Raw genomic sequence first — 26,257 nt, forward strand, 5'->3', positions numbered from 1 at the left:
GACAATATTGTGCATGTGGTGATTTTTTTGGGAATTTATTTTGAAATGGGGAATATTTATGTATAGTTTCTTTCAACGTTTAGGAAGATCGCTTATGTTACCTGTAGCTGTCTTGCCAGCAGCAGCCATTATCGTTGGTATAGGTAATGCTTTAACTGCACTTGGTGTATTACCTACAGTAGCTGGCTTTTTCTCTACAGCAGGATCAACGATTCTTGAACAATTGGGTATTTTATTTGCAATTGGTGTTGCATTAGGAATGGCGAAGAAGAATGATGGAGCAGTTGCACTTGCAGCAGCCGTTGGTTTCTTTTTAACGACAGTTGTACTTAGTCCAGAAAAGTTAGCGCCGTTGTTAGGCGTGAAAGAATCTGGTGTAAATGTAGCATTTGAACAAATGAACAATCAAAATGTTTTAATTGGTTTAGTTATTGGTTTAGTAGCAGCATATACGTATAACAGATTTAGCACAACGGAATTGCCAACAGCTTTATCATTCTTTAGTGGGAAACGTTTGGTGCCTATTTTAACTGCATTCTTTAGTATATTTATAGCAGTTATTATGTTATTTGTTTGGCCAATTGTGTATTCAGGAATTGTTACTTTTGGAACATGGATCTTGGATTTAGGGCCTGGTGGGGCATTTCTTTATGGCTTTTTCAACCGTCTCTTAATTCCAACTGGGTTACATCATGCATTAAACGCGGTATTTTGGTTTGATTTAGCGGGTATTAATGACATTGCAAAATTCCAAACTGGGGATGGCGCAGTTCAAGGTGTTACAGGACGTTATATGGCTGGTTTCTTTCCAGTGATGATGTTTGGTATCCCAGCAGCAGCATTAGCGATGTATCACACTGCTGAGACAAAACAGAAGAAAAGAGTTTACGGTCTAATGTTTGGTGGAGCTATTTCAGCATTTTTCGTTGGTGTTACCGAACCTATTGAATTTTCATTTATGTTTGTAGCACCGGTATTATTCTTAATACATGCTGTGTTAACAGGTTTATCTTTGTTTATTGCAGCGTTATTTCATTGGACAGCAGGTTTCTCATTTAGCGCAGGGTTAATCGACTTTTTATTATCATTGATTAATCCAGTAGCAAACCATCCGATGATGTTAATGGTACAAGGTGTTGTATTCTTTGTTATCTATTACGTCGTATTTAGATTAGCAATCAAATGGTTGAAACTCAATACACCTGGTCGTGGTGATAACTTATTACCTGATCCGACATCCGATGAAGCTACAACAGGGGATACCGCAAATCCAACTGGAACTTCAGGAAAGACACAAACGAATAAGTATTCAAAGACAGCTAGACAAATCTTAGAAGGCTTAGGTGGTAAAGAAAATATTGTAACATTAACAAACTGCGCTACACGATTACGCATGGAATTACATGATAATAATGTGATTGATGAAGCGAAAATCAAAGGCGCTGGAGCTGTTGGCGTAACAAAGAGTGGTAAACATAATACACAAGTTATCATTGGAACTCAAGTACAACAAGTTGCTGATGAAATTGAACTTCAAATGGAAGAATAAAATAGTGATATTTTAAACATTTAACAATCTGAAATGCATAATATAGTTTCAGAATTGTTAAGTGTTTTTTTATAAAAATTACCATAGAAAGTTCTATTAATTTGTTTAACAAAACGCTGTAAATGCATTGCTCTTTTGTAAGTAAAATAGTACGATATAATAGTATCAGAATTTTCTGATTAAAGGAGAGTAGGTAGTATGAAGTCGGTATTATTTGATGTTGATGGCGTTTTTTTAAGTGAAGAAAGGTGTTTTGATGTATCGGCATTAACTGTATATGAAATGCTTATGAGTAAAGATTATATTGGTTTAGATCCCTCGATACAATTTAAAGATTTAAGTGATGAACAAATCACAGAAATTAGGGAGATTGTATTCTATCATGATGAGATATTAACTAAGTTAAAATCACTTGGCTTAAACTCTAATTGGGATATGCTATTTGTTGTAATAGCAATACATTTCATTGATATTTGTAAAACTTTATCAGATGATGTGTTGGAGGAAATTTTAAATCCCGAAAGTTTTGAACAAGCAACATTACAAAAATTAGGGGAGCAAATTTCTAATATAACATTGAATTTTGATGCACCATTATCATTTTTAGAACATGTGCGTACTGGCAAAGATAATATTTATCAAGACTTGGTTAAGTACGCAAGTGAACAATTAGACACTCAACAAACAGCACTATTTGAGCTGAAAAGTCCATTTTGGTTACTTTCACAGGAAATCTATCAAGAATGGTACCTAGGTAATCAACTTTATAATGAAGTTGAACAAAAATTGAATCGTTCAGACTTTAAAAAAGGTTACATATATAATGAAGTAGTATTAAGGCCAGTGGCTGAAATTAAGCAATTGTTAGAAGACTTAAAAGCCGCAGGATATCATATCGCAATTGCCACAGGTAGACCACGTACGGAAACGTTAGTTCCATTTGATGCAATTGGTATTAAAGATATCTTCGAAGATAAACACATCGTTACAGCAAGCGAAGTATTAATCGCTGAAGATATTTATCCTGAGTTGAAACCTTTAGGTAAGCCGAACCCATTTAGCTATTTAGCAACACTTGAAGGCAATTTCGAAGCGGATTATAAAAAGTATGCAACTGATCAAGAAAATCGAGTTATTAAAAACGAGGTATTTGTAGTAGGGGATTCATTAGCTGATTTGTTAAGCGCTAAAAAAATAGGTGCAACATTTATTGGTCCTTTAACTGGATTGAAAGGTCAAAGTGCACGTGAAGAACTAGAAGCTTATGAAGCAGACTACATAGTCGATCATGTGGGCGAGATAAGAAATATTTTATTATAATGATTATTGACACATTGCAAAGTTATTTTCTGAAAAAGATTATAAATTTGTATATGTGTCATTTTTTATATTCAAATAAGTTTACGACCAATATTTTAACACTCATAAAGTTGAAAATATTAAACTCATTGTACGTGAAATAGTTGAGCCGGTGTTACATTTATATTTTTAGCAGTATTTAATCGAAACTGAATAACAAAAAAGCGCGAGTAAGAAATTTGAATTAAATTCCTTATTCGCGCTTATAGTATTACATTTATTTATAACGAAAGTTAACTAAATATTATAATTAATATTGTTATCAATTTCTAATTCTACACTTCTAATCAAATTGAAACCTTCAATTTGGTATAAACCGTCAATGACATCTTCTGTTACTGGGTGGTCTATTGATAAAATCATGAGTGCGTTACCGCCTTGATTAGTACGCCCAAGATGCATAGAAGCAATATTGATACCATATTCACCTAAGATTTGGCCGGTACGTCCTACAATACCAGGTCTATCATTATGATTAATAACAAGTTGATGTTGTTCAGGTTTAAAGTCTACTGGATAGTCATTAATACGAACAATTCTTGGACCATAACCGTTTAACACAGTAGCACCAATCTTGATTTGTTTGTCTTTATTGATAAGTGTTAATTCAATATAGTTACTAAAACCACGGTGTTTAGTATTTTTTTCAATATTATAAGATACACCTTGTTCATTTAGAAGCACTAATGCATTAATCAAGTTAACACGTTCAGCTAAATCTCGTTTTAATACACCTGATACTAAGGTTCTAGTTAATAAACTTGTGTCATCTAGCGCGATGTCACCTTCGTATTTAATGTGGAGTTCACGAGGTGCTTTTTCAAGTAATTGGATACCAACTTCACCTGTTAATTTGCTTAATTCGATATATGGCTTTAACTCATCGTTAATTTCGCTATAAGTCATACGTGGCGCATTAATTGCATTTAATACGTTACCATTTTCAAAAATATCTACGATTTCATTAGCAACTGATACAGCTACTTTTTCTTGTGCTTCAACTGTAGACGCACCTAAGTGAGGCGTAACGATAATTTTTTCATTTTCTACAAGAGGGGATTCAGTTGCTGGTTCAGTTTCAAAAACATCAATCGCAGCACTTTGTATTTGATTATTATCTAAAGCCTCTAATAATGCTTCTTCATCAATAATACCACCACGTGCTACATTGATAATTTGCAATGTTGGTTTTGCTTTTTCAAAAAATGCTTTACCAACGATGCCTTTTGTTTTAGGTGTTAATGGTGTGTGTACAGTAACGAAATCTGCTTGTTCTGCAATTTCTTCAACTGTTGCACGTGTTACGTTTAATTCTTTAGCTTTATCTTCTGATAAATATGGGTCAAAGGCTAATATATTCATACCGAAACTTTGTGCGCGTTTAGCAACACCAAGTCCAATTCTACCTGCACCGATTACACCAAGTGTTTTATTAAAAAGTTCTGTACCTCTATAAGTTTTACGGTCCCATTTTCCATCTTTTAATGATTGGTGCGCTTGAGGGATATTTCGAGCCATTGATAAAATCATTGCCATCGAATGTTCAGTGGCAGAAATAGTATTACCATCTGGCGCGTTGATTACTATAACACCGTTTTTGGTAGCGGCATCTACATCGATATTATCTACACCCACACCTGCACGTGCAATTACCTTAAGGTTAGGTGATGCTTCAATAATAGCTTCAGTAACTAGAGTTTGACTGCGTACAATCAACCCTTGGTAATCTTTAATTTCTTCGATTAATTCATTTTCAGTTAATTCTGTATTGATGTTAACTTCGAAATCCTTATGGTCAATTAAACTTTTTAAACCTTCTGGTGAGATTGGATCAGAGACTAAAATTTTATACATAAGCTTTGACGACCTCCATATACTTAGTGATTGCTTTGCCAACATAAGATTCATTTCTAAATTCTGTTAACAGAATCTCTAAAGCTGAAACTACTTGTAAAATATCAAATGGAGAGATTTGCCCCATATGACCAATACGTAATATTTCACCTTTTAAGTGACCTTGACCGCCAGCAATTGTTATAGCAAAACGATTTTTTAATTCATTTTTGATGAAATTTAATTCATCTTTTGTTTTAGGTGTAAATGCAGTGACAGTAGGCGAAGCATGTTCGTCTTTGACTAGTAAATCTAATTCTAGTGCTTTCAATGCTTCTCTCAGGCTATCACGTATTGCATAATGACGTGCGACTACGTTGTTAAAACCTTCTTCTTCAACTAATTTCGCATACGCGTTCACACCTCTGAATAGCGAAACGTTAGGTGTGAAAGGAGTTGAGTTCTCAGACTGTGATTTTAAATATTTATTCAAGTCCAAATAAAATCGAGGTGTTGTCACTTCACTAAAGCGTTGTTTAGCACGGTCATTATAAGCTACAAATGCTAAGCCAGGTGGTAACATAATAGCTTTTTGACTACCTGAGATAAGGACGTCAATTGCATCACGTTGTAAATCAACGTCTACTGCACCAATACAGCTTACGCCATCGACAACAAAATAGATAGTGTCATCGTAAGCTTTAAGTGCATGGCCTAATTCACTTACAGGATGCAATACAGCTGTTGAAGTTTCACAATATTGGCTATAAACAGCCGTAATATTAGTGTTTAAAGATTTTAAGAAATCTATGAAGTCAGGTACATTAACTGCTTTACCCCATTCGACTTCAAAAATATGTACATTATTGTAATAAGTTTCTGCAATTTGTTTAAAACGATTACCAAATGCGCCAGATACAATAACAACAATTTCATCATCTGGATTTGCAAGATTTAGCATGCTTGCTTCTAGTGAACTTGTACCACTGGAAGTAAGTATCATTACATCATTTTGCGCGCCGAATATTGGTTTAAGGGCACAAAATGCTTCTTCAGCAATTGCTTCGAAATCACTTGATCGATGACCGACCATAGGTGACTGTGTAGCATGTAAAATTTGTTCTGGTACTGGTGTAGGTCCTGGTGTTAGTAACAAAGGATGATAATATTTCATGAGTAATTCCCCCAATGCTTAAGATTGTACAAGTTTAGCAAATTTTCAGACAATATAAAAGTGCAAATATTTAAAAAACAGACAGAATAGACATGTTATTAAGAGAATGTAAGGGTATTCATTGCTAATTTAATCATATTCCGTCACACATAAAATTTTTTTAAAATTATTTTATTTTTGGTTCTATTTTTACAGAAACGTTGCCCTTAATAGAATTGGAAATCATACAATTGTTGTCTGCAACCTTTAATAGTTTAGGTAACTTTTGAGACAAAAGTTCTTTTTGATTTTTTTCAACTGAAATAATTGGGTAATGGATAATTGTATCCATACGGAATTTTGCATTTTCAAAAATTGCTGTTCCAATAGAAGATTGTTCTATTGTAATATTATCAAAACCAGAACGTTCTAATACAGCTGCGAGTGAGATAATGTAACATGAGGAAGCAGCAGACACTAATAACTCATCTGGATTTGTGCCTGTACCATTACCACCAAGCCCAGAGGGGATTGATATTTGCTCGCTTAAAATATCGCCTTTGAGGTCACCGACTGATTCACGACCACCTGACCAATTTGTTTGTACTACAAATTCATGTTGTACCATATAGATTGACCTCCAGTATAATTATGATAACTTTAGTTTAGACGATTCTAAGAGATAATGAAAGTGGGGCATTGTAAGAATGCATAACTATTTAGAAGATAGCAAGGTAATGTTAATTGCACATCGTGGGTTTTCAACTGATTTTCCAGAAAACACACGAGCAGCATTTGAACCTGCTTTAGAAAGTAATGTCGATATGCTTGAAATAGATATACATAGAACAAAAGATAATTATTTAGTTGTGATTCATGATCACACAATAAATCGTACATCGAATGGGAAGGGTAAAGTAAAAGACTATACTTTTAATTCATTAATGCAATTTGATTATGGTGTAGTTAAGCATATAAAATTTAAAGGACAACATTTGATGACGTTAGAACAAGTATTGGTAATAATTAAACATTATCCACAAAAGCTTTTAATTGAAATTAAACAACCTCATTTTTATCCAGGTATTGAGCAACAATTAATACATATGCTAGAAAAACATGATATTCCTGACGAAAAAGTGCTTATACAATCTTTTGATCAAAAGTGTATTCGTAATCTCCATAAAATGAAGGTGGGGTTTAAGCTTGGCGTTTTAATCAGCAAAAAGAAATACTGGTATAGGATGCCAAATTTCGACAAAATTGCAATTTATGCGGATTATGTAAATCCCCATTATTCTTTGGTTAATCATAAATTTATTACTGCTGCACATAGCTTTGATTTGTCTGTTATGCCTTACACTGTTAATGAACCAAACGTTGCTAAAAAATTAATCATGTTAGGCGTTGATGGTTTGATTTCTGATAATCCGACAAAATTAACTTAATATAAAAAATATGTGCACTCTGTAGATAAATTGAAGTCAACTAAGTGCACATATTTTTATAATAACTATAGGAGGGAGATTGTTTGCGGTTAATCATTATCGTGTGTATTAATCCAATGCTTTTTAAGTAAGCCCATAATATGACAATCACTATATTTTCCGCGAGTATAAAAGTGTTCTTGTAGTGTACCTTCAATGACGAAATTTTGACTCTTATAAATATGGACAGCTTTTTCGTTTTGAACATCTACAAAAAGGTAAATTTTATGTAAGTTCAACACTAGAAATGCATAATCGATTGCTTTTTTAAATGCATTTTTTGCATACCCTTGGCCACTATAGCGAGGATCAACAATAATTTGAATCTCACAATTACTATGAACAAAGTTAATTTCTACTAATTCTACGACGCCGATTCGAATATTGTCATGTTCTATGATAAAACGACGCTCAGATTCATCCAATAGGTGTTTTTTATATAATGATTGAAGTTCACTTAATGATTGGTAAGGTTCTTCAAACCAATAGGACATAATTGAATATTCATTATTTAAATGATGTACAAATTCTAGGTCAGTTTCTTCTAAAGCTCTAATAATCAAATTATACACTCCTTTAATTCTATATGCTCATCATACTCAAATCTAGCATGATTGTAAACGTTGACTATATTTTAGTGCATAGGATGTGTAGAAAAATTCAATTTTCCTTAATGAAGTGATATAGATACAAGGAGAGAGGGATGTAAGATTAAAAAGCAATAAAAAAACCAAGAAATCAATAAGATTTCTTGGTTCGACATAATCACGCTTATCTTGAGTAGTACTCAACGATAAGTTGTTCGTTGATTTCAGCAGGTAATTCACTACGTTCTGGAACGCGGATATATTTACCTTTTAAGTTGTCTGCATCAAATTCTAAATAATCTGGTACAAAGTTGTTAATCTCAACAGATTCAGCGATGATATCTAATTTTAAAGATTTTTCGCGAACTGAGATTTCTTGACCAGGTTTTAATGTGTATGATGGGATATCAACACGTTTACCATCAACTTCGATGTGACCGTGGTTAACGATTTGACGAGCTTGACGACGTGTACGTGCTAAACCTAATGAATATACAACTGCATCTAAACGAGCAGCTAATAATTGCATGAAGTTTTCACCGTGGACACCGTGTTGGTTACCAGCAATTTCAAAAGTGTTACGGAATTGTCTTTCAGTCATTCCATATAAGTAACGTAACTTTTGTTTCTCACGTAATTGTAATGCATATTCTGATAATTTTTTACGTTGGTTAGGACCATGTTGACCTGGTGCGTATGGACGCTTCTCTAATTCTTTACCAGTACCACTTAATGAGATACCTAAACGACGTGATTTTTTCCAGTTTGAACCTCTAAATCGAGCCATAGTAGACTCCTCCTTTTTCTTTTTTGTTGTTATGAAAAAACAAAAAAGAGTGTTGCATGCTTATTTGGATATATTGTTTTATGTGTCCTCGCCTCATAGCTACGGTTACACGGCACGTCCGCGTTGGGAACAACATAGCGCCAAATAATATACAACTGCTAATTTCGTTTATTCACACAAAGAACATTGTACCACGATATTACTAACTGTCAACAACTAATGAGGATTTTAATAATAAGTATTTGTCAATTACGCTTATGCAATTTGATTTTCAATAATTTTAACAATGTTTTGTAATGATTTCTTATCTGGTTCTGAAAAACGGTTTGTGATTGGCGCATCTATATCCAATACACCAATTACTTGTTCATTTTGATGAATAGGAACTACAATTTCTGATTTACTGTTAGCATCACAGGCTATATGTCCTGGGAAGGCATTAACATCTGCAACTAATTGTGTTTCATCTTGAGCAACTGCAGTACCACACACACCATTACCTATAGCAATGTGAACACATGCTGGGTGACCTTGGAAGGGACCCAAAATTAATTCATTATTTTCTATTAAATAAAAACCAACCCAATTGACTTGATCTAAGGAATCATTTAATAAAGCAGACACATTACTAAGGATAGCAATTAAATTTGATTCATCTTCTATTAAACTAGAAACTTGTTTTTCTAATAAATTATAATTAGTTTCTTTAACCTCTGACATACAAAAACCTCACTTTTTACTTTTCATTTAGTATAAAGACTGTTTTAATAGTAATCAAACAAATGATTTGTAAGGGCTTTTTTTTAATAACTTGATACATATAATTACTAGAGGTGGATTTAACGCAAATATTGAAATATTCATATGAATTAATTCATTTTCTCTTTTAATGCATAGGTAAATTACGTTATAATAAATAGTGATAAAATAGGAGGAGAAAACGTATGGTATTGTATATCATTTTAGCAATTATTGTCATAATACTGATTATTGTTGGTGTATTGTTCTATATGCGTTCAAACAAAAGCCAAATTATTGAAAAGGCAGAAGAGCGAAAAGTAAAAGTAGAACAATTACCTTATGATGAAAGTTTATCTCAGTTATCTGAGCTAAATTTAACTGGTGAAACAAAATCTACATATGACAATTTAAAACAATCATCATTAGATAGTAAAAATCAATATTTAGTGCCAGTAGAAGAAAAAATTCATAACGCAGAAGGTTTGTTAGATAAATTTAAGTTTTCACAAGCGCAAACCGAAGTGGATGAGGCCCACGAAATGATGGATCAATATGAAGCGAACTATAATGAACTTACTACAAAAGTAGAAAATATTATAGGACTACATAAAGAAAGCGATCATTTATACGAAGAATGCACAACAGATTATCGTGAAATGAAACGTGATGTATTAGCAAATAGACATCAATTCGGTGAAGCAGCTGCGCCACTTGAACAAGAAATTGAATCGTTTGTACCTGAAATGGAGACTTACGAAACCTTAAAAACTGAAGGCAACTATAATCAAGCACATGACCATATTAAAACGTTAAATGATGATATGAATTATTTAAAAAAAGATATGGATGAAATTCCTGATTTGATTAGAGAAGCACAAAAAGAATTACCTGGCCAATTTCAAGACCTTAAATATGGCTGTAGAGACCTAAAAGTTGAAGGTTATGATTTAGACCATGTGAAAATTGATAGTACATTACAGACATTGAAAACAGAACTTAGCTTTGTTGAACCAATGATTAGTAGATTAGAGCTTGATGAAGCAAATGAAAAGCTTAATAGTATTAATGATCGATTAGATGAAATGTATGATTTAATTGAACATGAAGTAACGGCTAAAAATGAAGTGGAAGAAACAAAAGAAGTTATCACTGATAATTTATTTAGAGCTAAAGAAATGAATTATACACTACAAACTGAAATTGAATATGTTCGTGAAAATTATTATATTAACGAAAGCGATGTTCAAAACGTAAGACAGTTTGAAAATGAAATTCAAAATATGATTGCTGTATATGATGACATTCTTAGAGAAATGTCAAAATCAGCAGTACGGTATAGTGAAGTTCAAGATAACTTGAAATATATCGAAGAGCATGTTGATGTTATCAATGAGAAACAAGAAAAATTACAAAATCATTTAATTCAATTACGTGAAGATGAAGCGGAAGCAGAAGAAAATATCTTGCGCGTACAAAGTAAAAAAGAAGAAGTATATAGAAAATTACTTGCTTCAAACTTGCCAAGTGTACCAGAACGCTTTATCATCATGAAGAATGAAATTGATTACGAAGTAAGAGAAGTAAATAAAAAATTCAGTGTACGACCAATACATGTTAAACAGTTAAAAGATAAAGTCTCTAAAGTTGTACTACAAATGAACAAATTTGAAGATGAAGCGACCGATGTGCTTGTGAACGCTGTTTATGCTGAAAAATTAATTGAATACGGTAACCGCTATCGCAAAGACAGTTCGAATATAGATAAGAGTCTTAACGAAGCAGAACGTCTCTTTAAAAATAACCGTTACAAACGTTCAATAGAAATCTCTGAGCAAGCTTTAGAAAGTGTAGAGCCAGGAGTTACAAAACAAATTGAATCAAAAGTTATCGGTTAAGGTCAGTTATAGCTCATATAAAATAGTAAGTTGACACGGAATGATTTAACATTTCGTGTCTTTTCTTTTTATTAAAAGCGAGTATAATGCTAAAAGGGAAAACAAAAAACGCAGACAAAATGTTAAAAATTGAATCGTTTATAATATATATAATGAATGGAGTGAACGCGGTGATATATTTAGATAATGCTGCGACTACAAAGCCCAATCAAGATGTATTGGACACCTTTGTTAAAGTGAATCAGTCACTATACTTTAACCCTAACAGCCCACATCAATCAGGATTACAGGCAGAACAATTATTACAGCAATCAAAACAACAAATTAAAGACCTATTTGATTTGAAACAGACATTTGATATTATCTATACAAGCGGTGCTACTGAAAGTAATAATATAGCAATTAAAGGTATCGCATATAAGAAAAAAGTATTTGCCAATGAAATTATTACTTCAGTATTAGAACACCCTTCAGTTTTAGAAGTAGTTCGTTCGCTTGAAGCAGAGGGGTTTATAGTTAAATATGTGAATGTTTTAGATGATGGGCGAATAGATTTGGCACATTTAGAAACGTTAATGACTGACAATGTGGGATTAGTAACTTGTATGCATGTTAATAATATTATGGGGCAAATACAACCTATTGAAGATGTAGCTAAAATTGTCCACCAATATCCTAAAGCACATTTACATGTAGATGCAGTGCAAGCTTTAGGAAAAATACCACTTATATTTGAGGGCGTAGATACGCTCAGTTTAAGTGGACATAAATTTAATGGATTGAAAGGTCAAGGCGTACTTTTTGTGCGTAATATTCACCAACTAGAGCCTATTGTACATGGTGGAGGTCAAGAGTACGGTGTAAGAAGCGGCACAGTGAACTTGCCAATGAATATTGCAATTGTAAAAGCGATTAAAGCAGCCGTAAATCAAACATCTATTTTAAATAGCCAGTTGCGTAGTTATCATGATGAACTCAGTCAGTTCTTAATTAACTTTACTGGAGTTAAGATTAATTCACTACAAGAAGGTGCGCCTCATATACTGAATATTGGCTTACCAGGTGTTAAAGGTGAAGTTTTAGTGAATGCATTTTCTAAAAATGACATCATGTTATCGACAACAAGTGCCTGTTCATCTAAAAAAGCGAGTCTTAACGAAGTGTTATTGGCTATGAATGTACCTGTGAAACAAATTGAAGGTAGTATTCGAATTTCTATGGGAAGTCATACTACATCAAAAGATATACAAGAGTTTAAAGATAAATTCAAATTAGTTTATGAAGAAGTGAGGGAGTTATTAGTATGATATATGATCATATATTAGTGAGGTACGGCGAGCTAACGTTAAAAGGAGCTAACCGTAAAATATTTGTGAACAAATTACGTTCAAATGTAAAGCGTGCGTTAATGCCATTACAAGGATACATGGTAAAGGCAAATAGAGATAGAATGTATATAGAACTAGCGGAAGGTGCAGATATTGAAGAAATGTGCAATAGATTAAAAAAAGTCTTTGGTATTTATTCAATAAGCCCTGTATTAAAAATTGATAAAACAGTAGAAGCGGCAAAAGAGTTAGCTGTTCGATTTGCTAAAGAGTATGAGCAAGACGATACGTTTAAAATTGATGTAAAGCGTTCGGATAAAAACTTCCCATATGACACATATGAATTACAAAGAACTTTAGGTGGAGCTGTATTAAGTGAAACTGATCATTTAAATGTAGATGTTCACAATCCAGATCACGTGATTAAAGTTGAAGTGCGTTTAGATGCTATATACATGTATGATCAAGTGATTGCAGGCTCTGGCGGATTACCTGTTGGTACTGGAGGTAAAACTTTATTAATGCTATCTGGTGGTATTGATTCTCCAGTTGCTGGTGTAGAAGTTATGCGTAGAGGCGTTACTGTAGAAGCGATACATTTCCATAGTCCACCGTTTACAAGTGAAAAAGCAAAAGAAAAAGTAATCGAATTAACGAGAATTTTATCAGAACGTGTTGGACCAATTAAATTACACATCGTGCCATTTACAGCACTACAAAAACAGGTGAACAAAGAAGTTCATGAACGTTATACCATGACTTCAACACGTCGTATGATGATGCGAGTAGCTGACAAAGTGGTGCATGATATTGACGCGCATGCGATTGTAAATGGTGAGAATTTAGGCCAAGTTGCAAGTCAAACATTAAAGAGTATGTATGCGATAAATCATGTCACATCTACGCCTGTATTACGTCCTTTACTGACTTTAGATAAAGAAGATATTGTTAAAAAAGCTAAAGATATAGGTACATTTGATGTATCTATCCAACCGTTTGAGGATTGTTGTACAATTTTCACTCCTAAAAATCCAGTTACTGAACCGGAGTTAGAAAAAGTAGAAAAATATGAAAGTGGTTACGATTTTGAACCACTTGTACAACAGGCTGCGGACGAAATTGAGACATTATATATTACAAGCGATTACCAAAGTGAGAAAGATTCAGCTACACAAGCGCTAGCTGATGATCTATTTTAGCTTTAAAAATTAATTAATTAATTAATTAAACAAGGGGAGTGATGGGATGTTGGAATGGGACATATCTATCGTAATCATCATTATTCTTTTAGGCTTTTTGGCGGCATTTATTGATGCTGTTGTAGGTGGTGGCGGGTTAATTTCTATTCCTGCACTGCTAGCTGTAGGTATGCCGCCGTCTATGGCCTTAGGTACAAATAAATTAGCGAGTGCATTTGGTTCAATGACAAGTGCTTTTCGATTTTTACGGTCAGGTAATGTAGATTTAAAGATTGTAGGGAAATTATTTCCAATTGTATTTATTATGGCAATGGGAGGCGCAAGTATTGCAACATTCTTGCCTTCTCAATTATTAAAGCCTGTCGTAATTGTCGTATTAACAGTTGTGATGATTTATACAATCATGAAAAAAGATTGGGGTAATGTACGGACTTTCACAAAACTAACTATACCTAAAGCGATTTTATTTACATCTTTAATGGGTTTGATTGGTCTTTATGATGGCTTTCTTGGCGGCGGTACGGGGTCATTTATGCTATTCATATTACTAATGTTTGGTTTTGATTTTTTAGGTGCAGCAGGGAATGCTAAAGTACTCAATTTTGCATCTAATTTAGGCGCATTAATTCTTTTTATCTTTTTAGATCAAGTAGATTATTTTTATGGCTTTATCATGGCAGCTAGTATGATTTGTGGGTCTTATATCGGAGCGATGTTTGCTATTAAAAAAGGCGTTGGCTATGTTAAAGGCTTATTCATTATTGTTACTGCAATTTTGATTTTGAAAAATACATATGATTATATCATGCAAATAATATAAAAGAATCTAATTTCTGACAACTAAGCAATAGTAAAACGTGACTTAAGCAGTTATTAAGTAGAAAAATATACAAATGTAATACACAATTTTTTGAAATTGAATTGTTGCAAAATTTATATTCACCGTATGACAAGGCAGAACACTGAAATCAACTTTACGTTTACGATTTCTGTTCTGCCTTGTTTTCAATTGTTTGGTAAAAAGGTATACATTAATGAATTAATTGTGTTTAAATTAAGCGTGAGATAACAAGATTATTAAAATATAGGAGTGACGATTAAATGTCGAAAAAACGCATTATTGCTATTATAATTGCAATTGTTATAGTGGTTGGTGGTATTGTTATGAGCTCGATATCAGCTTTTGTAACCACAATGTTTAATGATTCGTCTTCTACAGCGATGGATCCCTTTACAGAAAAAATAGAAAAAGAAGGTGATTCGAGCAAACGTATTGCACATTTAACATTAAATGGAGAAATCGCTGAAGGCACGGGTGGTGGATTATTTGGTGAAAGTGGCTATAATCATGAGTCTTTTCTTAAACAGTTAGATAACGTGAAAAAAGATGACACTATTAAAGGTATGTTATTAACAGTCAATACACCTGGCGGTGGCACCTACCCAAGTGATGAAATATACGAAAAAATAAAAGAAATTAAACAGAAGAACAAAAAAGTTTATGTACATATGGAATCGATGGCAGCATCAGGAGGCTATTATATTTCAGCGCCTGCCGATAAAATTTATGCAGGACCACAATCAATGACAGGTTCTATCGGAGTAATCATGTCCAGTGTCGATTATTCGGAATTACAAAAGAATCTAGGAATAAAACAAAATGTAATTAAATCTGGCGACCATAAAGATATTTTAAGTAGTTCAAGAGAGATGACTTCAGAAGAAAGAAGCATCTTACAATCTGTATTAGATGATAGCTTTGATCGTTTTGTGAATATTGTTAAAGATGGCAGAGATATGCCAGAGAATAAAGTTAGGAAGTTAGCTGACGGCCGCATTTATAGTGCACAACAAGCAAAAAGTAACGGTCTGATTGATGAAATAGGTTATGAAGATAAGACTATAAAAGCTTTACAGAAAGATATTAAATCTAAAGATGCTGAAGTATTTGAATATACAGAAGGCGGTGGATTCTTCTCATCATTTTCAGATATGAAGATGAGCGTTTCTAAGTTTACAGATAGTTTTAAAGATATTAAGTCAGTAATCAATAATGATACTAAAACTGAACCTATGTATCTTTACGAAGGTTAGGTGTGACCATGGAAAATATACAAAATGAATATAGAGATAAAGAAAAAATAAACAATGACAACAGGGAAGTCGAAACAAGTGATCTTTACCATGCACAAATTTCCAAAGCATTATACGCAGGATTTGGAATAAGGTTTTGTGCATTTATCATAGATTTACTGATTATTTTTGGTATAGAGAGTTTTGTTTTGAAACCTATTTATCATTTTACAAACATGGATTCTTTAAAGTTGTGGATTGATTATTTTAGTGTCGGACACTTGCTAAATGCATTAGTATTTTACTTGTATTTTGTACTACTTACAAAGTATTTTAAACAAACATTAGGGAAAATGATATGTAATATAAGAGTTGAGCGTATAGACAGACAACGTTTGACTTGGCCAGATGTATTTTTTAGAGAGTGGATAGGACGTATTATTAGCGGTGTATTTATGAATTTGCCATACTTAGTAGTTATATTTACAAACAAACATAGAGGTATTCACGATTATTTTGCAGATACAGTCGTTATAAAAAATAAATTAGATAAATTGTTTTATTTGAAGTAGTTTAACACAATTTATAAGTTGAATAGTTTATTTCAGAAACACAAACAGTTATAATTACAGAGTAAACACTTTTAATTTAGGAGGCGTTCTAATGGCGCAAATTACATTCAAGCAAGATCCAATTACTTTATTAGGTTCACAAGTGAAAAAAGGAGAAATTGCACCCGATTTCACTGTATTAGATAATGATTTAAATGAAGTAAACTTATCAACTTACGATGGTCAAAAAAAACTTATTAGTGTTGTACCATCTATAGATACTGGTGTTTGCGATCAACAAACACGTAAATTCAATGAAGAAGCTTCAAAAGAAGACGGCGTTGTATTAACTGTTTCTGTTGATTTACCATTTGCACAAAAAAGATGGTGTGCCTCAAACGGATTAGATAATGTTATTACATTAAGTGATCATAAAGATTTATCTTTTGGTAAAAACTATGGCGTTGTGATGGAAGAATTACGTTTGCTTGCACGTTCAGTTTTTGTCTTAGATAAAAATAATAAAGTTGTATATACTGAAATTGTTTCAGAAGGTACAGACTTCCCAGATTTTGATGCTGCTTTAGAAGCTTATCGTAGCATTTAAGTCGATTAATTTTATTTAAAATATCATATGTTAAAATATTGTTATACGGAGAAACAGTATCATTGACATTATAAAATTTACTGTCCATAATTATTTGGTAAAATAAGTTAGCTGAAACTAACTTGATTTCAATTAAATTATGGACAGTTTTTTTAGAAAGGACTATTAAATGACACAAGAAGAAACAGTAATGGAGAAGTTATTCCAGACATTAGATGAAAAAGCTAAATCGTTAAACGAAGATAATGGACAAAGTTTTATTGAGAATTTAGGACTTGCAATGGAATATGTTTATACAAATGAGAGAGACTTGCTAGAACAAGCTACTTTGCAAGATAGAAGAAAAGCATTTCAATTTGCTTATCTAAGTTTGATGCAAAATGAAGATATACAAGCGAATCATCAAATTACACCAGACTCTATAGGCCTGATCCTAGGCTTTCTTTCTGAACGTTTCTTGAAAAATAGTGAAGCTATGCATATCGCCGATCTTGCTAGTGGAGCAGGGCATTTAAGTGCATCTGTGCATGAAGTGCTTTCAGATCATACATTAATGCATCATTTAGTAGAAGTTGATCCAGTATTATCTAGAGTAAGTGTACATTTAGCCAATTTCTTAGAAATACCATTTGACGTATACCCACAAGATGCGATTATGCCATTACCATTTGAAGATGCAGATGTTGTTATTGGTGATTTGCCGATTGGATATTATCCAGTAGATGATAGAAGTAAAAAAATGTCGCTTGGTTTTGAAGAAGGACATAGTTATTCACATTTCTTACTTATAGAACAAGCTATTACAGCAATGAAACCGTCTGGTTATGCCTTTTTAGTTGTACCAAGCAATATTTTTGAAGGTGAAAATGTGAAACAGTTACAAAATTTCATTGCTACAGAAACAGAGATGCAAGCTTTTCTAAATTTACCTGCTACACTATTTAAAAACGAAAAAGCGCGTAAATCTATACTTGTGTTACAGAAAAAAGAAACGAATGTAACCAAATCTGTAGAAGTTTTACTAGCAAATATTCCTGATTTCAAAAGTCCACAACAATTCCAAGGATTTTTACAAGATCTAAATGCATGGATGCAAGAAAATCACCCTGAAAATTAAGCTGTAATATTCTTGTATTTGAACTGTATTAATGATTAAATAGATATGGATATTAAAAACTTAAAAAAATGGAGGCATTATGCTTATGTCAAAATTAATTTTGGCCATTAACGCTGGTAGTTCATCTTTGAAATTTCAACTTATTGAAATGCCGGAAGAAAAAATTGTAACTAAGGGACTTATTGAACGTATTGGACTAAAAAATTCTATTTTCACTATTGAAGTGAATGGGGAAAAAATAACTGAAACAAAAGATATCGATAATCATGAAGATGCTGTTAATATTATGTTAGAAAGTTTCAAAGAACATGGTATTATTGAAAGTATTTACGATATTGATGGTACTGGACACCGTGTCGTTCATGGTGGTGAAGTATTCCCAGCTTCAACTTATGTAGATGACGAAGTTGAAAAACAAATTGAATCATTAAGTGAGCTTGCGCCATTACACAACCCAGCCAATTTAATGGGAATTCGTGCATTCCGTAAATTACTTCCTGAGATACCACATGTTGCTGTGTTTGACACTTCATTCCACCAAACAATGCCAGAAAAATCTTATCTATATAGTTTACCGTACCAATATTATGAAGATTTTGGAATTCGTAAATATGGCTTCCATGGTACGAGTCATAAATATGTATCACAACGTGCTTCAGAAATCTTAGGTAAACCAATTGAAGAATTACGCATTATTTCATGTCATATCGGAAATGGTGCTTCTATTGCCGCTATTGATGGTGGGGAATCTGTAGATACTTCTATGGGCTTCACGCCATTAGCAGGTGTGACAATGGGAACACGTTCAGGTAACATTGACCCAGCATTAATTCCATTCATCATGGAGAAAACTGGTAAAAATGCCGAAGAAGTCTTAAATACTTTAAATAAAGAATCTGGTTTATTAGGTATTTCAGGAACTTCTAGTGATTTGAGAGATATTATTGATGAAGCTAAAGAAGGTAAAGAGAGAGCACAATTAGCACTTGATGTATTTGCTTCTCGTATCCATAAATACATCGGTTCATATGCAACGCGTATGCACGGCGTAGACGTGATTGTATTTACAGCTGGTGTTGGTGAGAACTCAGACCCAGTTAGAGCAAAAGTATTAGAAGGTCTAGAATTTATGGGTGTTTATTGGGATGCTAAGAAAAATGAATCAATTCATGGTGAAGAAGGATTTATTAACTACCCACATTCACCGGTTAAAGTAATTGTTATCCCAACGAATGAAGAAGTTATGATCGCACGTGACGTTGTAGAATTTGGTGACGTTAAATAATTTTTATAACAATAAAATCTTAAAGGTTAGACTAAATACAATAGCAAATATAATTCGTTGTATTCATCTAATTCTGTTTAGAAACAAATGGTGTATTTCATAGGCCACTTTTAAAAATTAAAGCACCACGAAAATCTCATGCTATGCATAAGATTTTCGTGGTGCTTTTTGTGAATAATAATATATCTAAAGTGCTGGAATCAATCTTTATTATTTAATACTTCAAATACAATGATTTGTGATACTTGAGATTTGTTAAAGTTATTATCTGATACAATTACAAGGGAATCATTACCATTTGCTAATTTTTTCCCAAACGTCATGCCTTCGATATTATCTACTTTATCTAATTGTTCATTATTTAAATTAGCGACTAATTTCTTTTTAACAGGTGTTACTTGACTATTTTGCAAAGCAGTTATGTTTTTTATGTCAGATGCGTGATTAACATCTATTTTATAAATACGTACATAGTTTTTAAATGAACCATCGGATGACTGGACACTGGCTCTTTCTAATGTTAAAAATTCATGATTATTAATTGCTAATATCTCTGAAACCCCGTTTTCTGCAGTTTTAACGTTGTCTTGCGCGTAAGGTACTGAATCAACTGGGTAGGCATATTCAGATAATACGTTGCCTTGGCGGTCGTATTGTGTGATACGTGATAAGGCACCTGAATTGGCTGTAGGAACTGGACCGTCTTGTATTAATGGTGCTTCCATAGAAGTCCATATAGAATTTCCATCAACTGAAAACGTACTGCCTTCAAGGGCTAGGTTATTACGGAATCCTTTTTTTGTTTGAGTATCCATTTTTAATGAGTCACTAATAGGTACTTCAGAAATAAAATCACCTTTTAAATTACTAAATCTGATAAAAGGATTTAATCCTAAACTTCTATCACCTTCGCTTGTATATAAAATATTGTTCGTCCAAGGGTCAAAACGGATTGATTCTGGGTCTGCAACAACATCCTTAGATTTGTTATTAAATTGTTTTTTACTTATATAATTATTTCCGTTTTGCTGTTTTAACGTATGAACATTTTTTATGTTTATGTTATTCAATTGACGATGATTATAATTTAAATTTGCTTCATAAAATCTGGATGGGTTATGCTCCGAGCGATCGTCACTAAGTAGGTACCACTTATTAGATTTAGGGTTGTATGTAATGCCTGATATACCACCAATTTTGGTGTTATTGTAGGTTTGATTATGTGGTATCGTTTTACTATCTATAAGTTTGAGTTGATCAACATGGCGGGAAGATGACCCGATGTCAATTTCACTTGATGCAAAAGCATTAAATGAAATCATACTTATCATTATAAAAGCTAGAAATGTAAATAAGATGGCTTTTTTGAGCTGTTGCATAATTACTTTACTCCTTTCAAATGTTTGTTAATTAAAGGATAAGTCATTATTGTGAAGTCCTCTTGAATTTTGGATAACAATGTTGTAAAAGTGAATGTTATTAAAGTATTATTTATGTAGTGTTAATAACTTAATCAAAAAAAACAGGATAAAGTGTCCAATTAGTGTGAACAAACTATCCTGCTTCAAACATTATTATGTTATACGTGAATAATACAATGTATAACATTCACTATTCGTATCAACTTAACGAGCTTGGTATTGTGATCTGAATTCATCAGTAGCAACTTGTGGTTGGAAGTCTTCAGGAAGTTCTTCTGTACGTACAACTAATACATCACAAGGAGAATGACGCACAATAGCCTCAGACACAGAACCAACAATGAATCTTTCTACGGCATTTAAACCAGACGTACCACACATAATTAAATCTGCATCGACATCAGCAGCTAATTTTTTAGGAATAATTGCTTTTGGTGAACCGAATTCTAAACGTGTTTCAACATCAGTTACACCTGCATTTGTAGCGACTTCTTTATAACCTTTTAACAAATCTTCAGAGAAATTTTTAGATTTCTCAGTGAATTGCGCATCATATACTTCGTATGAAGAATATGTTCTTGAATCGATCACATTCACAACAGTAAGTTTTGAATCGTTACGTTTTGCTACGTCTACAGCCTTGTTAAATGCCCACTCTGCCTCATGTGAACCATCGACTGCTATTAAAATATTTTTATAAGTTAGCATCGTAATTACCTCCTTATTTTTCTTACATATATTATACCACTGTTTACAGAATATTAACACAATTTGTATGTTGTAAAACTACCCTAAACTATGATTGCGCTTTCATCGGATACGCGTTACTATGAATTTGGAGGTGGATGAAATGATTATAGGTATTCCTAAAGAGATTAAAAATAACGAAAATAGAGTGAGTTTGTCGCCGAGTGGTGTACATGCACTAGTTGAACAAGGTCACACTGTTATCGTTGAAAAATCTGCAGGTTTGGGTTCATATTTTGAAGACGTGGACTACACTGCAGCAGGGGCTAAAATTGTTAATGAGCAAGCAGAAGTTTGGAACGTAGATATGGTCATGAAAGTTAAAGAACCACTAGCAGAAGAGTTCCAATATTTTAAAGAAGGCTTAATTTTATTTACTTATTTACATTTAGCGAACGAACCAGCGTTAACGCAAGCTTTATTAGATAATAAAGTTGTTGGTATCGCATATGAAACCGTGCAATTGCCAGATCGTTCGTTACCACTGTTAACTCCAATGAGTGAAGTAGCGGGGCGTATGTCTGCTCAAATTGGAGCTGAATTTTTACAAAAATATAAAGGCGGCATGGGTATACTACTTGGTGGCGTACCGGGCGTTTCTAAAGGACGCGTATCAATTATCGGTGGGGGTCAAGCAGGTACAAATGCTGCAAAAATTGCGCTTGGACTAGGCGCAGATGTTACGATTTTAGATGTTAATCCTAAACGATTACAAGAATTGGAAGACTTATTTGATGGTCGAGTACACACAATCATGTCTAATCCTTTAAATATAGAGCAATGTGTGAAAGATAGCGATTTAGTCATTGGTGCGGTATTGATTCCTGGAGCTAAAGCTCCAAACCTTGTTACTGAAGACATGGTTAAAGAAATGAGAGATGGTGCTGTCATAGTTGATATCGCAATTGATCAAGGTGGTATATTCGAAACCACTGACCGTATTTCTACACATGATGATCCAACATATAAGAAACATGGTGTAGTACACTATGCAGTAGCAAATATGCCTGGCGCAGTACCTCGTACATCAACAATCGCTTTAAATAATGCAACGTTACCTTATGCACAACAAATCGCTGGAAAAGGCTATTTAAAAGCATTACAAGATAACGAAGCATTGTCGTTAGGTTTAAACACAATTAATGGTGAGTTAACGAACAAAGGTGTAGCTGAAGCATTAAAATTATCGTATACCGATATTGAAAGTGCATTAAAATAATTATATAAAAAATAAAAACTGGTAAACCGATGTGAATTAACACATTATGGGCATTACCAGTTTTTTATTACTAAATATTTTGTCCAAATCTTATAAATCGTCATATTGATTAAAACGTATTAGACAATTTTTGTCCCGTGAACTTCTTGAAAAGGGAAGGATTCAAGAAGTTCTTGTAAATTATCCTTATTTAATCCGCCACCAGGCATGATTTCAATATTACCACCTGAATTAACGACTAATTTACCTAAATGATTTAAATTATCAAAGATATCAGTATCACTTGGACCGCCATGGGTTAGCAATCTGGTGAATTTAAGATCAATTAGTTGGTGTAGCGCTTTGATTTGACCGTGCTCATGAATTTCATCGAATGCCATATGACAAACTACAGGAATAGAATCAGCAATTTGTTTTAATGTTTTCATTTGCCATTCATTTAAGACTGAATCTTGCGTCAAACAACCAAATACAAAATAATCAACATTAAATTGCTTTAATGTCTTTATATCACGTTGCATAATCTCAAAATCATATAGATTATAGACAAAATCTCCGCCACGTGGCCGAACCATTATTGCTATTTCAACGCGATTTGCGTGACATATTTCTGTAGCAATTTCTACCATACCAACACTTGGCGTTGTGCCACCAACAGTTAAGTTGTCACACAGTTCAATGCGATTCGCACCGTTGCTGATTGCTTGTTCGACTTGCTGAATTGTTTCAACTACTGCCTCTTTAATCATTTTTCGTATCCAGTCAAGCTTTCATGTCCATCTTCAGTAACAAGAATATCGTCTTCTATACGCACGCCCGCTACACCGGGTACATAGATACCTGGTTCTACTGTAACTACCATACCAGCGACAAATTGATTTGTATTTGAACTAGAAACATCTTGATATTCATGTTCTTCTAAACCTAAACCATGACCTAACCTATGTGGAAAGTATTCGCCGTAACCAGCGTCACTAATGATATTGCGTGCGATATCATCAACATCTTTAATTGTTACACCAGGTTTGATTGCTGCAATAGCCTCTTGTTCTGCTTTTAATACGATATTATAAATTTCTTGTGCCTCATCACTTGGTGTGCCAAATTTAACGGTTCTTGTCATATCACTGCAATAATTATCGTAAATTACGCCTAAATCAAATAATACAAATTCATCATTTTGAAGTTGACGGTCACCTGGAGTTCCGTGAGGGGAGGCTGCATGGTCGCCAAATAATACCATCGTATCAAAACTCATTTCATTAACACCATAAGCCTTGATTTCATTTTCAATATGATTAACAACTTGACGCTCTGTGACACCTTCTTTTAAAAATGCTACTCCGATTTCAATACATTTATCGGCGAGTTCACATGCTTTCTTAATAGTAGCAATTTCATTTTCATTTTTAACATTGCGTAACTCTTTAATTGTTTGATCGATATCGCCAAAATGTTGGACACCAAAGGCATCTATGAGCGCGCGTTGACGATGTAGTGTTAAATGTTCCGCTTCAACAAGTAATTTATTTATTTTAAGAGGATATTTATCCAAACCATTTTCAGTATCTAAATAACCAATAACTTCTCCTTCAAATGGCGAATTTTTAACATCTTCCATTTCTAATTGTGGGCAAAATAATATTTGTTCCCCGTTAGCTTTAATTAATAAAGCTAATAATCGTTCATGAGGATCACTTAAGTAGCCTGTGAAATAAAAGATATTAAGTGGTGTAGTAATCCAAGCTGCATCAGCTTGTTGTGTTTGCAATTCTTTAGTAATCTGTTCTAATTTCATTATTATTCATCCTCCTAAAATTATAATCATTTCAATTTTATGCCACTTCATGAAGGAATTCAAAAGTTAAATATTATAATAATCATATTTCATTCACTTATGTGTTGGTTAAATATGCTACATAACGATTTTAAATGAATTAGTGTGTTATATAAGAGTGATATCGTGGTATAAGTAGAATAAATAGATTTATGGGAGGAATTAAAAAATGAAACTTTCATTTCATGGACAATCAACAATATATTTCGAAGCGAACGGCAAGAAGGTCATTGTGGATCCATTTATAACGGGTAATGGTATGTCAGATTTAGATGCATCTACTTTGGAAGTTGACTATATCATTTTGACACATGGTCATGTTGATCATTTTGGGGATACGATTGAACTTGCTAATAGAAACCACGCAACTGTCATTGGATCTGCAGAATTAGGAGATTATTTAACTACATATCATAATGTAGAGCATGTAAGACCAATGAATATAGGTGGTAAGGCAGAATTAGACTTCGGAAGTGTGAAATTTGTACAAGCATTCCATAGTTCAAGTTTAACGGATGATAATGGTGTGCCAGTCTATCTAGGCATGCCAATGGGAGTGATTATTGAGGCAGAAGGTAAGACAATTTACCATACAGGTGATACAGGGTTGTTTAGCGATATGAAATTAATAGCTGATCGCCATCCAGTTGACGTATGCTTTATTCCTATTGGTGATAATTTCACAATGGGAATAGACGATGCTAGTTATGCAATAAATACATTTATAAAACCAAATATTACTGTGCCAGTACACTATGATACATTTGAGCTTATTGAACAAGACCCTAATGCATTTAAAGAAGCTGTAACAACAAGTGAAGTTCAAATTTTGAAACCTGGAGATGCCGTACAGTTTTAAATTAAAATAAAACTTAAAACATATTATATATAAAAAGCCTGAAGTACTTTATAGAACTTCAGGCTTTTTATAATTACTTTACTATTAATACAGGGATGCGTGCTCTTTTAGCCACCTTATGACTTACACTGCCTAATACAAACTTTTTCTTATCTTCGGCTTTACGGTTACTAAGAACAACAATTTCATATTTACCACTATTAGCTTCTCTGACTAGTTGCTCTTTGGCATTGCCACGGACGATAATTTCATCATATTCAATACCGTGTTCTTTTAAAGCGTTACGTGTACTTTCTAAACCTTCACTACGTTTTTCTACAAGTTTATCTAAATGAACACCGGATTTGATTGATGCTTGGGCATCCTGTTCGCTAATTGCATTTAAAATTGTAACCTTTGTACCTTCTCCTGCTAATTTTGAAACTTCATCAAGTGCTTTTTCGTTTTTAAGTGTTGTATCAACACCAAGTAAAATATTTTTGAACATTGTTCATCCCTCCTTAACTTCATTCTAATAAAAGTTTATTGATAAAGCCAACTAAAATATTGGATTTAACATATTAAATTATTAATAAAGCTGTTTTATATAATTTTGAAGAAACCTTTTTACTTAAATCCATATA

Annotated in this window: 25 protein-coding genes; 14 read left to right on the top strand and 11 right to left on the bottom strand. The window is 33.2% G+C overall.

Annotation, left to right across the window (positions count from 1 at the left end; all coding sequences use genetic code 11):
- Nucleotides 1–58: 58 nt before the first annotated feature.
- Both nagE and J5E45_RS00610 read left to right on the top strand, forming a co-directional pair.
- The gene (gene nagE / locus J5E45_RS00605) at nt 59–1,549 is read left to right on the top strand and encodes an N-acetylglucosamine-specific PTS transporter subunit IIBC (protein ID WP_069792212.1); all 1,491 of its coding nucleotides are present in this window, start codon (nt 59–61) and stop codon (nt 1,547–1,549) included.
- Between the two features lie 198 nt (nt 1,550–1,747).
- Entirely contained in the window at nt 1,748–2,869 is a 1,122-nt protein-coding gene (locus J5E45_RS00610) for an HAD family hydrolase (protein WP_069792211.1), read from the top strand.
- A 276-nt stretch (nt 2,870–3,145) separates the two neighbouring features.
- Here the strand turns inward: J5E45_RS00610 and serA are convergent, their stop codons facing one another.
- From serA to J5E45_RS00625, 3 genes are all read right to left on the bottom strand, one after another.
- On the bottom strand, nt 3,146–4,762 hold the full coding sequence (gene serA, locus J5E45_RS00615; RefSeq protein WP_039067092.1) for a phosphoglycerate dehydrogenase: 1,617 nt from the start codon (nt 4,760–4,762) through the stop codon (nt 3,146–3,148).
- Nucleotides 4,755–5,915 carry a pyridoxal-phosphate-dependent aminotransferase family protein gene (locus J5E45_RS00620; RefSeq protein ID WP_107549626.1) on the bottom strand — a complete coding sequence of 387 codons (1,161 nt, stop codon included), beginning with the start codon at nt 5,913–5,915 and terminating at the stop codon, nt 4,755–4,757. Before J5E45_RS00620 ends, serA begins: the two co-directional genes overlap by 8 nt.
- Nucleotides 5,916–6,081: 166 nt before the next feature.
- Nucleotides 6,082–6,522: an SACOL1771 family peroxiredoxin gene (locus J5E45_RS00625; RefSeq protein WP_101049569.1), complete on the bottom strand. Its 441-nt coding sequence runs from the start codon at nt 6,520–6,522 to the stop codon at nt 6,082–6,084.
- A gap of 79 nt (nt 6,523–6,601) precedes the next feature.
- On the opposite strand from J5E45_RS00625, the gene J5E45_RS00630 reads away from it, so the two are divergent.
- On the top strand, nt 6,602–7,342 hold the full coding sequence (locus J5E45_RS00630) for a glycerophosphodiester phosphodiesterase (protein ID WP_107549627.1): 741 nt from the start codon (nt 6,602–6,604) through the stop codon (nt 7,340–7,342).
- Between the two features lie 89 nt (nt 7,343–7,431).
- Here J5E45_RS00630 and J5E45_RS00635 read toward each other — a convergent pair whose 3' ends face one another.
- The 3 genes from J5E45_RS00635 to J5E45_RS00645 all read right to left on the bottom strand — a co-directional run bounded on the left by J5E45_RS00635 (nt 7,432) and on the right by J5E45_RS00645 (nt 9,475).
- A complete protein-coding gene (locus J5E45_RS00635; RefSeq protein WP_107549628.1) occupies nt 7,432–7,944 on the bottom strand; it encodes a GNAT family N-acetyltransferase in 513 nt (170 codons plus the stop codon).
- Nucleotides 7,945–8,152: 208 nt separating this feature from the next.
- Nucleotides 8,153–8,755 (bottom strand): 30S ribosomal protein S4, encoded by a 603-nt coding sequence (gene rpsD, locus J5E45_RS00640; RefSeq protein WP_002483023.1) that lies wholly within the window; start codon nt 8,753–8,755, stop codon nt 8,153–8,155.
- A gap of 255 nt (nt 8,756–9,010) precedes the next feature.
- Nucleotides 9,011–9,475 carry a GAF domain-containing protein gene (locus J5E45_RS00645; RefSeq protein ID WP_107549629.1) on the bottom strand — a complete coding sequence of 155 codons (465 nt, stop codon included), beginning with the start codon at nt 9,473–9,475 and terminating at the stop codon, nt 9,011–9,013.
- A gap of 224 nt (nt 9,476–9,699) precedes the next feature.
- Here J5E45_RS00645 and ezrA point away from each other — a divergent pair, with 224 nt between their 5' ends.
- From ezrA to J5E45_RS00690, 9 genes are all read left to right on the top strand, one after another.
- The gene (gene ezrA, locus J5E45_RS00650) at nt 9,700–11,391 is read left to right on the top strand and encodes a septation ring formation regulator EzrA (protein WP_039067102.1); all 1,692 of its coding nucleotides are present in this window, start codon (nt 9,700–9,702) and stop codon (nt 11,389–11,391) included.
- A gap of 170 nt (nt 11,392–11,561) precedes the next feature.
- The gene (locus J5E45_RS00655) at nt 11,562–12,698 is read left to right on the top strand and encodes a cysteine desulfurase family protein (RefSeq protein ID WP_039067123.1); all 1,137 of its coding nucleotides are present in this window, start codon (nt 11,562–11,564) and stop codon (nt 12,696–12,698) included.
- On the top strand, nt 12,695–13,918 hold the full coding sequence (gene thiI / locus J5E45_RS00660; RefSeq protein WP_069792207.1) for a tRNA uracil 4-sulfurtransferase ThiI: 1,224 nt from the start codon (nt 12,695–12,697) through the stop codon (nt 13,916–13,918). Before J5E45_RS00655 ends, thiI begins: the two co-directional genes overlap by 4 nt.
- 46 nt (nt 13,919–13,964) lie before the next feature.
- Nucleotides 13,965–14,738 (top strand): sulfite exporter TauE/SafE family protein, encoded by a 774-nt coding sequence (locus J5E45_RS00665; RefSeq protein ID WP_039067105.1) that lies wholly within the window; start codon nt 13,965–13,967, stop codon nt 14,736–14,738.
- 281 nt (nt 14,739–15,019) lie between these two features.
- Nucleotides 15,020–16,012 (top strand): signal peptide peptidase SppA, encoded by a 993-nt coding sequence (sppA, locus tag J5E45_RS00670; RefSeq protein ID WP_039067106.1) that lies wholly within the window; start codon nt 15,020–15,022, stop codon nt 16,010–16,012.
- Between the two features lie 8 nt (nt 16,013–16,020).
- The gene (locus J5E45_RS00675) at nt 16,021–16,563 is read left to right on the top strand and encodes an RDD family protein (RefSeq protein WP_069792206.1); all 543 of its coding nucleotides are present in this window, start codon (nt 16,021–16,023) and stop codon (nt 16,561–16,563) included.
- 91 nt (nt 16,564–16,654) lie between these two features.
- The gene (tpx, locus tag J5E45_RS00680; protein ID WP_039067108.1) at nt 16,655–17,149 is read left to right on the top strand and encodes a thiol peroxidase; all 495 of its coding nucleotides are present in this window, start codon (nt 16,655–16,657) and stop codon (nt 17,147–17,149) included.
- A 169-nt stretch (nt 17,150–17,318) separates the two neighbouring features.
- Nucleotides 17,319–18,266 carry a class I SAM-dependent methyltransferase gene (locus J5E45_RS00685; protein WP_039067109.1) on the top strand — a complete coding sequence of 316 codons (948 nt, stop codon included), beginning with the start codon at nt 17,319–17,321 and terminating at the stop codon, nt 18,264–18,266.
- 85 nt (nt 18,267–18,351) lie between these two features.
- Complete coding sequence (locus tag J5E45_RS00690; protein WP_039067111.1) at nt 18,352–19,551, top strand: acetate kinase; 1,200 nt, start codon at nt 18,352–18,354, stop codon at nt 19,549–19,551.
- A 200-nt stretch (nt 19,552–19,751) separates the two neighbouring features.
- Here the strand turns inward: J5E45_RS00690 and J5E45_RS00695 are convergent, their stop codons facing one another.
- Nucleotides 19,752–20,930: an esterase-like activity of phytase family protein gene (locus tag J5E45_RS00695; protein WP_208181454.1), complete on the bottom strand. Its 1,179-nt coding sequence runs from the start codon at nt 20,928–20,930 to the stop codon at nt 19,752–19,754.
- A gap of 246 nt (nt 20,931–21,176) precedes the next feature.
- Complete coding sequence (locus J5E45_RS00700) at nt 21,177–21,680, bottom strand: universal stress protein (protein WP_017722132.1); 504 nt, start codon at nt 21,678–21,680, stop codon at nt 21,177–21,179.
- A 142-nt stretch (nt 21,681–21,822) separates the two neighbouring features.
- Between J5E45_RS00700 and ald the strand changes: the two genes are divergently transcribed.
- A complete protein-coding gene (gene ald / locus J5E45_RS00705) occupies nt 21,823–22,938 on the top strand; it encodes an alanine dehydrogenase (protein ID WP_101049556.1) in 1,116 nt (371 codons plus the stop codon).
- Nucleotides 22,939–23,057: 119 nt separating this feature from the next.
- Here the strand turns inward: ald and J5E45_RS00710 are convergent, their stop codons facing one another.
- Nucleotides 23,058–23,687, bottom strand: coding sequence for a copper homeostasis protein CutC (locus tag J5E45_RS00710; protein WP_208181455.1), 630 nt, complete (start codon nt 23,685–23,687; stop codon nt 23,058–23,060).
- Nucleotides 23,684–24,736: a M24 family metallopeptidase gene (locus J5E45_RS00715; RefSeq protein WP_101049552.1), complete on the bottom strand. Its 1,053-nt coding sequence runs from the start codon at nt 24,734–24,736 to the stop codon at nt 23,684–23,686. The genes J5E45_RS00710 and J5E45_RS00715 overlap by 4 nt, the downstream gene beginning before the upstream one ends.
- Nucleotides 24,737–24,944: 208 nt before the next feature.
- Between J5E45_RS00715 and J5E45_RS00720 the strand changes: the two genes are divergently transcribed.
- On the top strand, nt 24,945–25,634 hold the full coding sequence (locus J5E45_RS00720; RefSeq protein ID WP_208181457.1) for a metal-dependent hydrolase: 690 nt from the start codon (nt 24,945–24,947) through the stop codon (nt 25,632–25,634).
- A 73-nt stretch (nt 25,635–25,707) separates the two neighbouring features.
- Here the strand turns inward: J5E45_RS00720 and J5E45_RS00725 are convergent, their stop codons facing one another.
- The gene (locus tag J5E45_RS00725) at nt 25,708–26,121 is read right to left on the bottom strand and encodes a universal stress protein (protein WP_039069880.1); all 414 of its coding nucleotides are present in this window, start codon (nt 26,119–26,121) and stop codon (nt 25,708–25,710) included.
- Nucleotides 26,122–26,257 lie beyond the last annotated feature (136 nt).

It is taken from the genome of Staphylococcus shinii (assembly GCF_017583065.1).
Taxonomy (GTDB): Bacteria; Bacillota; Bacilli; order Staphylococcales; family Staphylococcaceae; genus Staphylococcus; species Staphylococcus shinii.